Raw genomic sequence first — 11,404 nt, 5'->3', positions numbered from 1 at the left:
GTGCTGCTCGACAGGATGGGCGCGTTGCGGGCCGCCTACCCGCTGGCGCAGGCCGCGGTGCTGGGCGGAACCTTCGTCCCGGTCGGCGGACACAGCCCGCTCGAAGCGGCGGCCGCCGGTTGTCCGCTCGTCTCCGGGCCCTACGTCGACAAACAGGCCGACCTCGTCGGTCCACTCGAGCGGGCGGGGGCGCTGGTCCGGACCGCTTCCCCCGAGGAGGCTGCGGAGGCGCTGGCGCGGTGGGTGCTCCAGCCGGAAGCGCGCGAAGCCGCCGGGACCGCCGCACGGGTGACGCTCGCCCGCCATCGCGGAGTGGCCGAGCGGATCGCGCCGGAGGTGCTGGCGTGCCTCGGTTGATCGGCGCCGCGCGATGGCTCAGGCCGCACCCCGCTCTCGCGCCGCTGGGCTGGCTGTACCTCGCCGCGGCGCAGGCCCACCACGCGCTGTACGACCGGGGCTGGCGTCGGCCCCGGCGCGTGTCCCGGCCGGTGGTGTCCGTGGGAAACCTGACGGTCGGCGGCAGCGGGAAAACTCCCGCCGTGGCGTGGCTCGCTTCCGCGCTCGCTCGCCGTGGCTTCGCGGTGGGCATCGTGTCGCGCGGCTACGGCCGCCGCCGGGACGGAGGGACGCTGGTGGCCGGCCGCGAGGGCCGCGCGGTCGCCTCGGTGCGGGACGCCGGCGACGAGCCCGTGTGGCTCGCCCGAACGGCGCGGGCGCACGCGGTGGTCGTGGCGCGCGACCGGCGGCGGGGGGCGGAGCTGGCGATCGAGCTCGGGTGCGAGGTGATCCTCCTCGACGACGGCTTCCAGCACCGCCGGTTGCATCGCGATCTGGACCTGCTGCTTCTCGACGCCCGCCGGCCGTTCGGCGAGGGGCGGCCCCTGCCGGCGGGAACGCTCCGGGAGCCGCCCGCCGCCTTGTTGCGCGCCGGCCTTCTCGTCCTCACAGGGGCGCCCGAGCCCCTCGCCCGCCGGCCTGCGTTCCTGGACCATCCCGAGCTGCCGGAACCGCTGCGGGACCTCCTCGCCGCGGTTCCGAGGGACCGCCGCCCGCCGGTGACGGCGGCCGCGCTGGTGCCGGTGGCGGTGAGGCTGCCGGACGGGGGCGTGCGCGATCCTTCCTGGCTGACGGGGCGTCCCGTCGTGGCGGTGAGCGGGATCGCGCGGCCGGAACGCTTCGCGAGAACGCTCGAGCGGCTCGGCGCCGATCTCAGGGAGCATCTGGCGTGGCCCGACCATCACTGGTTCACCGAGGCGGACGCCGAGCGGATCGCCGCCGCTGCGGACGCCGCCGGCGGACCGCTGGTGATCACGACGTCGAAGGATGCGGTGCGCTGGCCGGAGAAAGCGCCGGCGCCCGCCGTGCTGGAGGTGGAGATGCGGTGCGGGGCGGAGCGTTCCGTGCTCGAGCTGGTCGAAAGGGCCGTCTCGCGGGCGGGTGCGCGATGAGCCGCGCCCTCCGGTCCGCGGCGGGCGCCGCCGAGGCCGCGGTGCTCCTCGGACTCGCCGCCGCGCTCCGCCCCGTTTCCCCCAGGGGCCGGGTCCGGATCGGCGCGGCGCTGGGCCGCCTGGCGGCGGCCGCGGACCGGAGCCGGCGCCGGCAGGTGGAAACCCGGATCGCCGGCCGCCTCGGTTTGCCGGCCGAAGACGCGGCGCGGATCGCCCGCGGCGTGTACCGGCACTTCGGGAGGGTGCTCGCGGAGATCCTCGCCCTGCCGGAGTACGCGAAGGAGCGGGCGGCGCCCCTGTTCGAGGTGACCGGCTTCGAGCATTTCCTGGCTGCGAAGGCGCGGGGGCGCGGTGTCCTGGTCTTTTCCGGGCACATCGGAAACTGGGAGCTCGTCGCGGCACGGCAGGCGGCCGCAGGCCACCCGCTGGACTTCATCGCGCGGCCGCCGGAGAATCCGGCGCTGCGGCGAGCGTTCCGGCGCTGGCGGGAGGCCGCCGGGAACCGGGTTCTGGGCCGCCGCGGCGCGCTCCGGCGCGCCGTCCGCTCGCTCCGCGAGGGAAGGTCCGTGGCGATCCTCATCGACCAGCACGTCTCCGGCCCTCCGCGGCTGTGGCTTCCGTTCCTCGGAAAACTCGCCGCGGTGACACCGGCCCTCGGGCACCTCGCGCTGCGGCTCGGCGCGCCCGCGGTGCCGGTCGTCTCCGTCCCGCGCCCCGACGGCGGGTACGACATCCGCTACTTCCCCGCCCTGGAACCGCCGGAGGGGGGCGACCTCGAAGAGCGCGTCGCCCGCCTCACCCTCGCCGCCACGCAGCGGATCGAGGGTTGGATCCGCGAGCGGCCGGAGACTTGGCTCTGGCTCCACGACCGCTGGAAGCCGCCCCCGCCGAACGAGCCGCCCTCGCTCGGACGGCGCTACCGCGGCGTTCCGACCGCCGGGCCGGCGGCGTCCCGAGGAGAGGCGCCGTGAGCCGGGCGGCGGTGTTCTTCGACCGGGACGGCACGCTCTGCCGGGAGGTGGGGTACGTCAATCACCCCGACCGCCTCGAGCTGATGCCGCAGGCCGCGGCGGTGCTGCGGGAGGTCCGCGCCGCCGGGCTCGCGGCCGTCGTCTGCACGAACCAGGCCGGCGTCGCGCGCGGCTATTTCCCGCTCCACGTCGTCGAGGAGACGCGCGAGCGCCTGTTCGCCCTCCTCGCCAGGGAGGGGGCCGGACTCGACGGCTACTACGCCTGCGTGCACCACCCGGAGCTCGGCCCCCCGGGCATCCGGCGGCGCTGCCGGTGCCGGAAGCCCGGTCCCGGCATGCTGGAGCAGGCGGCCCGGGAGCTCGGGATCGACCTGTCGCGGAGCTTCGTCGTCGGCGACAGCTTCAAGGACGTGGGCGCCGGCCGGGCGGCTGGCGTCGCGGCGACGGTGATGCTGCGCACCGGCTACGGCCGGGGCGAGATCCTCTGGAAGGGTGCGGCGAGCGACGTCTGGCCGGACTGGATCGCGGACGACCTCGCCGGGGCGTGGCGGTACATCCAGGCGCGCCTCGGAGCGGGCCGATGAGCCGCCGGCCGTCGCGGGAGCGCCTGCTCGAGCTGGTCGATGCGCTGGCGGCGACCGAGGTCGTCGTCGTCGGCGATGCCGTCCTCGACGAGTTCGAGTACGGAGAGATCGCCCGCGTCTCCCGGGAGGCGCCGGTGTTGATCCTGAACCACCGGCGGACCGATCTGGCTCCCGGCGGCGCCGGGAACACCGCCGCCAACCTGGCGGCGCTCGGAGTCCGGACCGGCCTCGTGGGTAGGGTGGGCGGCGACCGCCGGGGCGAGCGCCTGCGGCGGCTCCTGGCGGAGCGGGGAGTCGACGTGTCGTCGCTCGTTCCGGACCCGGAGTACGTCACGCCCGCCAAGACGCGCATCCTCGCCGGGAGCCCGCACACCGCGAAGCAGCAGATCGTCCGGATCGACCGCGGCGGTCGCGATCACGCGGTGCGGCCCGCTCTCCGGCGGAGGTTGCTGGCGGCCGCCCGCCGCCGCCGCCGCCGCGGCGCCGCGCTCCTGCTCGCCGACTACGGGTACGGCCTGCTGGGGCCGGACTGGATCGGCTCGCTCGGGCCCGGCCCCGGCCCGATCACGCTCGACAGCCGGTTCGACCTCCCGCGATACCGGGGGGTCGACGCGGCGACCCCGAACCTCGAGGAGGTCGAGCGGGCGGTGGGACGACCGCTCGACGACGACGACGAGGTCTCGATCGAGCGTGCCGGCCGGGAGCTGCGGAGGCTCCTCCGCTCGGCGGCCCTCCTGGTGACCCGGGGGAGCCGCGGGATGACCCTCTTCGAAACCCGGCGCCGGCCCGTGCGCATCCCGGTCTTCGGAAGCGACGAGGTCGCCGACGTGACCGGAGCCGGGGACACGGTGATCGCCGTGTTCACCGCGGCACGCGCAGCCGGCGGAAGCTGGAGGGAGGCGGCCGAGCTGGCGAACATCGCCGGCGGTCTGGTGGTGATGAAACGGGGAACCGCCACCGTCGAACCCGCCGAGCTCCGGACCGCCATCCGGGAATCCTGGTGAGCCGTGCGCGACCCCCGCGACAAGATCCTCCCGAGGGAGCGCCTGGCCCGTCTCGTTCGCTCCGGCGCGGCGGGCCCGGTCGCGCTCGCGAACGGCCTGTTCGACCTCGTCCACGTCGGGCACGCCCGGTACCTCGCCGACGCCCGTGCCCGGTGCGGGCTGCTCGTCGTCGCCCTGAACGACGACGCTTCGGCCGAAGCTCTGCGCGGCCCGGGCCGGCCGATCGTCCCCCTCCCCGGCCGGCTGCTGGTGGTGGCCGCCTTCCGGGCCGTCGACTACGTGACCTGGTTCCCGGAGCGCACGGCAGCGGCGACGCTCCGGCTGCTGCGGCCCCGGTTCCACGTGAAGGGGACCGACTATCGGCCCGGAACGCTTCCGGAAGAGGAGCGCCGGGCCCACGAGGAGTTGGGCATCGAGGTCCTGATCGCCGGCGACCCGAAGCGCCACGCGACCACCGACCTGATCCGCACCATCCTCGCCCGCACGCCGCCCTCCGGCGCCCGCTGAGCCCGGGCGCGGCGGCGCTTCATTCCGCCGAAGGCGCCGGCGAGACGATGGCGCGCGGCTCGGCGGGACTCTCGCCCGCCACCACCACCCGTCGCCCCTCGATCCGCAGCCGCTCTTCGCACAGCAGCTTCAGCGCCAGCGGGTAGCACCGGTGCTCCTGCTCGAGGATGCGCGCCGCGAGCGTCTCCTCGTCGTCCCCGGGCAGCACCGGAACCGCCGCCTGGACCACGATCGGGCCGTGATCGACCTCCGCGTCGACGAAGTGGACGGTGCAGCCGGCGATCCGGACGCCGTGCTCGAGCGCCTGGCGTTGCGCGTGGAGCCCCGGGAAGGCGGGCAGCAGCGAGGGGTGGATGTTCAGCAGCCGCCCGGCGTAGCGCTCGACGAACCACGGCGTGAGGACCCGCATGTAGCCCGCCAGGCAGACGATCTCCGCCCGGTGAGCGTCGAGCGCCTCCGCGACCGCCCGGTCGTGCGCCTCCCGGCCGCGCCCTCGGTAGGCGGAAGAGGGAACGACCTCGACCGGCACGCCGTAGGAGCGGGCCTTGGCGATGCCCGGCGCGTCTTCCTTGTTCGAGACGACCACCGCCGGTTCCGCGGGGACCTCTCCCGCTCGCATCGCCTCGAGCAGAGCGGTCATGTTCGAACCGCGGCCCGAAATCAGGATACCGACGCGCTTCACGGCAGCGTTCCCTCGAAGACCACCGACCGCTCGTCGGCGGCGATCGTCCCGATCTCGTACCAGCGCTCACCCGCCGCCGAGAGACGGGCGGACACCTCGTCCACCGCCGCCGGGGGCACGGCGGCGATCATCCCGATGCCCATGTTGAACGTCCGGAGCATCTCCTCCGCGGGGACCTCCCCCGCCCTCTGGAGCGTCCGGAACAGCGGAGGCACCGGCCACGAACCGAGCCGGACCTTCGCCTGCGCTCCGGCGGGCAGGATGCGCCGGAGGTTGTCCGGAATTCCGCCTCCGGTCACATGGCACAGACCGGAGAGAAGGCCGTCCCGGAGCAGCCCTTCCAGGGGACGGAGGTAGCTGCGATGCACGGCGAGCAGCGCCTCCCCGACGCTCACGCCGCACCCCGGCAGCTCGTCGGCGACATCGAGCCGCATGCGCTCGAAGACGATCCGCCGGGCCAGCGAATAGCCGTTGGTGTGGAGGCCGGTCGAGGGAAGTCCGATCAGGATGTCGCCGGCGGCGACCCTCGATCCGTCGAGCAGTCGGGCTCGCGGAGCGATCCCCACGATGGTGCCCGCCAGGTCGTAGTGGCCCGGAGCGTAGACGTCCGGCATCTCCGCCGTCTCCCCGCCGACGAGGGCGCAGCCGTTCTGCCGGCATCCCCGGGCCACCCCCTCCACCACCTGCTCCAGCACGGCCGGGTCGAGCCGCCCGACGGCGACGTAGTCGAGGAAGAACAGGGGCGTCGCGCCCATCACGAGAATGTCGTTCACGCAGTGGTTGACGAGATCTTCTCCGACCGTGTCGTGCTTGCCGGCGCGGACCGCCACCAGCAGCTTCGTGCCGACCCCGTCGGTGCTGGCCACCAGGACCGGATCGTCGACATCCGCCGGCACGCGGAACAGCCCGCCGAAGGTCCCCAGATCGGAGAGGACGCCCGGCGTCCGCGTCGAGGCGACCAGGCGCCGGATTCGCGCCAGCGCCCGGTCCTGGGCGTCGATGTCGACGCCCGCGTCGCGGTAAGTCATCCGCCGCCCACTCTCGCTCATCGCTTCTCCGGCTCCCGGTTGATTCCGGCCCCCAGCTCCTCCAGCGTCGCGTCGATCAGCCTCATGCGGTCCTTCATCTCGGCGCTGTCCGCGATCGGCACCGGGTAGTCGGCCGTCCAGCAGGCCACGCAGTGCTCGTCCTCCTCGGATCCGACGGCGCGGCGCATCCCCTCCAGCGAGAGGTAGCCGAGCGAGTCGGCTCCGATGAAGCGCCGGATCTCCTCGACACTCTTGGACGAGGCGATGAGCTCCTTCCGCGTCGGCGTGTCGATCCCGTAGTAGCAGGGCGAGATGGTCGGGGGACAGGAGATGCGCACGTGGACCTCGAGCGCCCCCGCCTGGCGGACCATGTGCACGATCTTGGCCATGGTCGTGCCGCGCACCAGGCTGTCGTCCACGAGAACCACGCGGCGGCCGGCGATCAGCGCCCGGACCGGATTCAGCTTCACCTTCACGCCGAAGTGCCGGATCGACTGGGCGGGCTCGATGAAGGTCCGGCCGACGTAGTGGTTCCGCACCAGGCCGAAATCGAACGGGACTCCCGACTCCTGGGCGAAGCCGATCGCCGCCGGGACTCCCGAGTCGGGCACGGGGACGACCAGGTCCGCCTCGACCGGCTGCTCGCGCGCCAGCTCCGCCCCCAGGGCCCGCCGCACCGACCCGACCGGCCGGCCGAAGACGTAACTGTCGGGCCGCGCGAAGTAGACGTACTCGAACAGGCAGGGGTGCGGGTCGGTGCGCGGAAACGGCTGGAAAGAGGTCTCCTCCCCGTTCGGCCCGAGGAGGAGCATCTCGCCGGGGGCGATGTCGCGCTCGAACCGCGCCCCGATCAGGTCGAACGCGCAGGTTTCCGAAGCGATCACCGGGGCTCCCCCGTCGAGGCGGCCGAGGGACAGCGGCCGGAACCCGTGCGGATCGCGCACCGCGATCACGCGGTCGGTCCCCGCCACCACGAGGGAGAAGGCGCCGGAAACCTTGTTGAGAGCCTCCGCCAGAGCGTCCTCGAGCGTCTCCTGCCGGGAGCGAGCGACGAGGTGGAAGATCACCTCGGTGTCGGAGTTGGTGCGGAAGATCGAGCCCTCCCGCTCCAGCTCCGTCCTCAGCGTCAGCGCGTTGACCAGATTCCCGTTGTGGGCGAGCGCCACCGGGCCGCGGCGGTGGAGCATCCGCAGCGGCTGCGCGTTCTCCAGCGTCGACCAGCCTGCCGTCCCGTACCGGACGTGTCCGATCGCGGTGTTCCCGGTCAGCCCGGACATGATCTCGGGAGTGAAGACCTCGGCGACGTGTCCCATTCCGACGAACCGCCGGATCCTCTTCCCGTCGGCCGCGGCGATCCCCGCCGACTCCTGGCCCCGGTGCTGGAGGGCATAGAGAGCGAGGTAGACGAGATGCGCCGCCTCCGGATGCCCGTGCACCGCGGCGACCCCGCACTCGTCGCGAAAACCGTCCCGCGCCGGCCCCGCCGCTCGTGCGTTCATGGGCGAATTCTACCCCGGCGGGGGACCGCCCCGCGCGTCAGGAGCCGCCCGGCCAACGGGAGGCCAGCCGATCGAGGGTCTCGAGGTACCGGTCCCGGAAGGTCAGCGGCAAGCGCTCGAGCAGCGCTCGGGTGCGGGCGATGTGGGGGCGCAGGTCGACCCCCTCGCTGTTCCTTCCCTGCCGCTCCGCCTCGTCGACGATCAGGATCGCGTAGAAGGAGGCGAGCGCCGCCACCCGCGGCCAGCGGCGGTGAAGGTAGGCCTGACCGCCGAGCGACTCGAGCGCGAAGCTCGCGTAGGCGTACGCCGCGCGCCCGGTTTCGGCGCCGCGGGGCCCGCAGTGTTCCCGCGCCTGGAGCCGCCGGAAGGCCAGCAACGCGAGCGGCTCGGCGGCCGCCGGGTCTTCGTCCAGCAGGGCCCGGATCGGCTCCAGCCGCCGGCGGCGCAGCCGCCGGAACAGGTGCGTGGCGTTTTCGGCCAGCCCTTCGGCCGAGGCCCGTTCCCGGGAGAGTTCGGGAGGGGAAGCGGCGAGCGTTTCGGCCGCTTCCACCAGAAACCCGCAGCTCACGCCGTGCCGCGTCCCGACGGACTCCACGGCGCGGCACAGCGCCCGGTCGATCTCCTCCCGGTCGGCGCAGTCCGGCGGAGCGAGCAGGTCGCCCGGCCATGCCGGCGGCGCCCCGGTCACGCGCTCCCAGACGTCCGCGCCCGGCAGCTCCCCCGCCCCGCCCGGCGCCGCCACCTCCTCCTCCGGCGCGGCCGCGGCACGCTCCTTTTCCCACTCGGCCCTCGCCCGTTCCACGTAGGGTCGGGACAGGCGGGAGAGGATCGGGTCGCGAGCCAGCCACACGGCGGCGAGTCCCGCCACCACGACCGTGGCGGCGACGTACGGCCAGAGCCGGCCGCCGGAGCCCTCCTGGGGCGAAACGCGCATCGGGGCGAGCATACCCCGAAGCGCGGCGGCGCGCGTCAGCCGAGCGCCTCGCGCTTCTTGCGGGCCAGACCCCGCAGCGTGGCGCTCAGCTCGGGGTCGCCCGCCGCCCTCGCCGCGCACTCCTCCAAGAGTGCGATCTCGTTGGCCGCGTCCTGCCGCAGGCGCTCGACGGCTTCGTTGAAGGCCTCGGCCAGCGGGTGGAGCTGATCGCTGCGCCGGAGGCGCGCGCTCACGTCGAGGCGCCCGTCGGCAAGCTCGCGGAGGCGGCGGGCGAGGTTGTAGGCCGCCCCGTGGATGTTGTGCGTCTCCACGATGCGAAGGAAGACGAAAGCCGCCAGCAGGCCGATGGAGCAGCCGAGCGTCACCTTCACGCGAAGGAGATCGCGCTGGTGGAGGGAAGCCGCGAGGTCGGGAGCGAGGTCGGCGATCGCCGCCGTCGTCACCGTTCCGAGTTGGTACAGCACGACGTTGACGATCACCAGCAGCACCACCACGACCAGGATGCTCAGCACGCTGCCCGCGAGCTGGGCCCGCCAGTCGATCAGGTAGCGCCGGCGGAAGACGTGCGGTCGCCCGCTCGTGACCGGCGGCTCCCCCGTCCGGGCGGCCGCCTGATCGATCGGTCCCTGCACCCCGGTGCTGCTCATGCTCCCTCCCTCCGGCGGGTCGGGCCGGCGCGGGTCCGGCCGAGTCGAATATGGGTTCCCGGCGTCCGGCCGTCACCGGCCGCGCCGCCCGGGGGCGGGAGGAAGGGCCGCGCGCGCCCTTGCCGCGGCCCGGCGCGGGGCCGAACGTAGCCTCGACCGGCGGGCGGCCCCGCCGCGGAGGAGCGACGATGGCGAGCACCGGTTCGGGCTCGAAGCAGGGGTTCTGGAACTTCGTCAAGGGCGAACTGATCGAGATCATCGAGTGGACGGACGACGCCCGCGACGTGATCTCCTACCGCTTCCCGGACGAGGACAAGGCGATCAAGAACGGGGCCCAGCTCATCGTGCGCGAGTCCCAGGTCGCCCAGTTCGTCTACCTCGGCGAGTTCGGCGACACCTTCGGCCCCGGCCGGCACCGGCTCACCACCGACAACCTCCCCGTGTTGACCCGCCTGGCGTCGTGGAAGTACGGCTTCGAGTCACCGTTCAAGGCGGACGTCTACTTCGTCAACACCCGGCTGTTCACCGGCAACAAGTGGGGCACCGCGAACCCGATCATGATGCGCGACGAGGACCTGGGCGTCGTCCGCGCGCGGGCGTTCGGCACCTACGATTTCCGCGTCGCCGACCCGAAGGTCTTCCTGCGCGAGGTCGCCGGGTCCGACCCCGTCTTCAAAGTTCCGGAGTTCGCCGAGACGATGCGCTCGCGCGTGGTCAGCGTCTTCAGCGACGCGCTGGCGACCTCCGGCATCCCGCTGCTCGACGTGGCCCGCCGCTACACGGAGCTGGGGGAAGCGCTCGTGCCCCTGATCAATCCCGTCGTCCGGGCCAAGTACGGGATCGAGATCGCGGCCTTCGTCGTGGAGAACGTCTCGCTGCCGCCGGAGGTCGAACGGGTGATCGACGAGCGGGCCGGGATGGCCGCCGTCGGCGATCTCAACGAGTACGTCAAGTTCCAGCTGGCGAGGGGCCTCGAAAAAGGCGGCGGCGGCGCCGGCGGCGTGGCCACCGAAATGGCGGTGGGCCTGGCGATCGCCCAGCAGATCATGCAGCAGCAGGGTGGGCTGCCGGGCCCCGCCCCCGCCGCACCGCCGAACCTCCCGCGGCTTCTCACCCCGGCCGAGGTGGCTCGGATCCTCGCCGTCAGCGAGGAGGACGTGCTCGGGCTCGTCGCCGCCGGGGAACTCAAGGCGAAGCGGATCGGCGACGCCGTGCGCATCGCGCCGGCCGCGCTCGAGGCCTACCTCGCCGACTGAGCCTTCCTCCGGCCCGCTCAGCTCTCCGGAATCGCCGCGGGCGCGAGGGCGGCGCGAACGTCCCCGTGGCGGTGCAGCGCCGCCCGCGCCTGGGCCTTGAGCGTGAAGACCCACCGGCGCAGCGAGGCGACCGCTCGCGTGCCTCCGAACGCGAGCGACACGTCGAGACTCCGGAGCGCGGCCAGGGCATCGCCCCGTCGCAGCTCGAGGCGGGCGCGCTGCAGGTAGGGAAGGTAGTCGATCGACTCCGCCCCCGGCGTCGGCACGTCGAGAGCCGGGAGCGGGTGGGCCGCGATGACGCGGTCGAGCAAGGGCGCCGCCTCCTCCACCCTCCCCTGCTCGATCAGGGCGACGGCGCGCAAGTAGGTCTCCGTCCACGCCCCGTCGGCGGCGAGAGAGGGAAGCACGGCGAGGGCCGCTGCAGCGAAGGCGATCGGCCGGGTCGAGCGGTGAAGGTGTCTCATCGAGGCCTCCTCTCCGGTGCGGGTCACCGGCCCCACCCCGCCGAAGGGCGTGCGGGTCCGGTGCCATCCGCCCGGCTCAGCAGCCAAGTCCTTGATCTCCAAGATTTTGAGCGAGCGCCGCGCGAAAAGCGGGCGGGACGAAGCGTCTCGGATTGAGACGCCGAGCCGATCTTCGCCGAGGAACCTGCCGCCGGGCGCTCGGCCCGGCCCTCGCAGAGGGGATCGAACGGGGCGACGGCGAGACCGGGGATGCGGCAGCGCTCGTCGGGGCCGAAGACGGAGGACCCGAAGCTGCGGCGGCACCAGGGGCAGGTGAAGCGCCAGACGACGGTGCGGCGGGAGGGGACGGGTCGTCCGCCGCGGCGGTGGGGTTTCCAGCC

The 11,404-nt window shown here is 73.8% G+C and carries 13 protein-coding genes; 7 read left to right on the top strand and 6 right to left on the bottom strand.

The genetic code is table 11. The features are described 5' to 3' along the window. The 6 genes from D6718_11290 to D6718_11265 all read left to right on the top strand — a co-directional run. Positions 1-357, top strand: a 357-nt coding sequence (locus D6718_11290; protein ID RMG43825.1) for a glycosyltransferase, incomplete at its 5' end; no start/stop codon positions are given. Next, complete coding sequence (gene lpxK / locus D6718_11285; protein RMG43824.1) at positions 240-1,448, top strand: tetraacyldisaccharide 4'-kinase; 1,209 nt, start codon at positions 240-242, stop codon at positions 1,446-1,448. The genes D6718_11290 and lpxK, both read left to right, overlap by 118 nt. Beyond that, positions 1,445-2,419, top strand: a complete 975-nt coding sequence (locus tag D6718_11280) for a hypothetical protein (protein RMG43823.1) — start codon at positions 1,445-1,447, stop codon at positions 2,417-2,419. The genes lpxK and D6718_11280 overlap by 4 nt, the downstream gene beginning before the upstream one ends. Continuing rightward, on the top strand, positions 2,275-3,003 hold the full coding sequence (locus tag D6718_11275; GenBank protein ID RMG43822.1) for an HAD-IIIA family hydrolase: 729 nt from the start codon (positions 2,275-2,277) through the stop codon (positions 3,001-3,003). Before D6718_11280 ends, D6718_11275 begins: the two co-directional genes overlap by 145 nt. After that, positions 3,000-4,007 (top strand): sugar kinase, encoded by a 1,008-nt coding sequence (locus tag D6718_11270; protein RMG43821.1) that lies wholly within the window; start codon positions 3,000-3,002, stop codon positions 4,005-4,007. Before D6718_11275 ends, D6718_11270 begins: the two co-directional genes overlap by 4 nt. Before the next feature lie 3 nt (positions 4,008-4,010). After that, the gene (locus D6718_11265) at positions 4,011-4,514 is read left to right on the top strand and encodes a D-glycero-beta-D-manno-heptose 1-phosphate adenylyltransferase (GenBank protein ID RMG43820.1); all 504 of its coding nucleotides are present in this window, start codon (positions 4,011-4,013) and stop codon (positions 4,512-4,514) included. A 19-nt stretch (positions 4,515-4,533) separates the two neighbouring features. Here D6718_11265 and D6718_11260 read toward each other — a convergent pair whose 3' ends face one another. The 5 genes from D6718_11260 to D6718_11240 are packed head-to-tail and all read right to left on the bottom strand — an operon-like array spanning position 4,534 to position 9,304. Beyond that, positions 4,534-5,154: a phosphoribosylglycinamide formyltransferase gene (locus D6718_11260; GenBank protein ID RMG43826.1), complete on the bottom strand. Its 621-nt coding sequence runs from the start codon at positions 5,152-5,154 to the stop codon at positions 4,534-4,536. 38 nt (positions 5,155-5,192) lie between these two features. Then, positions 5,193-6,245 (bottom strand): phosphoribosylformylglycinamidine cyclo-ligase, encoded by a 1,053-nt coding sequence (locus tag D6718_11255; protein ID RMG43819.1) that lies wholly within the window; start codon positions 6,243-6,245, stop codon positions 5,193-5,195. Further along, on the bottom strand, positions 6,242-7,723 hold the full coding sequence (locus tag D6718_11250; GenBank protein ID RMG43818.1) for an amidophosphoribosyltransferase: 1,482 nt from the start codon (positions 7,721-7,723) through the stop codon (positions 6,242-6,244). The genes D6718_11255 and D6718_11250 overlap by 4 nt, the downstream gene beginning before the upstream one ends. Positions 7,724-7,760: 37 nt before the next feature. Beyond that, positions 7,761-8,669: a hypothetical protein gene (locus tag D6718_11245; protein ID RMG43817.1), complete on the bottom strand. Its 909-nt coding sequence runs from the start codon at positions 8,667-8,669 to the stop codon at positions 7,761-7,763. A gap of 23 nt (positions 8,670-8,692) precedes the next feature. Beyond that, the gene (locus tag D6718_11240) at positions 8,693-9,304 is read right to left on the bottom strand and encodes a methyl-accepting chemotaxis protein (protein RMG43816.1); all 612 of its coding nucleotides are present in this window, start codon (positions 9,302-9,304) and stop codon (positions 8,693-8,695) included. 188 nt (positions 9,305-9,492) lie between these two features. Here D6718_11240 and D6718_11235 point away from each other — a divergent pair, with 188 nt between their 5' ends. After that, complete coding sequence (locus D6718_11235) at positions 9,493-10,560, top strand: helix-turn-helix domain-containing protein (protein ID RMG43815.1); 1,068 nt, start codon at positions 9,493-9,495, stop codon at positions 10,558-10,560. A 17-nt stretch (positions 10,561-10,577) separates the two neighbouring features. Here D6718_11235 and D6718_11230 read toward each other — a convergent pair whose 3' ends face one another. Further along, complete coding sequence (locus D6718_11230) at positions 10,578-11,111, bottom strand: hypothetical protein (GenBank protein ID RMG43814.1); 534 nt, start codon at positions 11,109-11,111, stop codon at positions 10,578-10,580. Positions 11,112-11,404: the final 293 nt, after the last annotated feature.

The sequence above is a fragment of the Acidobacteriota bacterium genome, from assembly GCA_003696075.1.
Lineage (GTDB): Bacteria > Acidobacteriota > Polarisedimenticolia > J045 > J045 > J045.
Note: the sequence above shows the minus strand (reverse complement) of the source record. Positions and strands in the feature narration are given on the sequence as shown.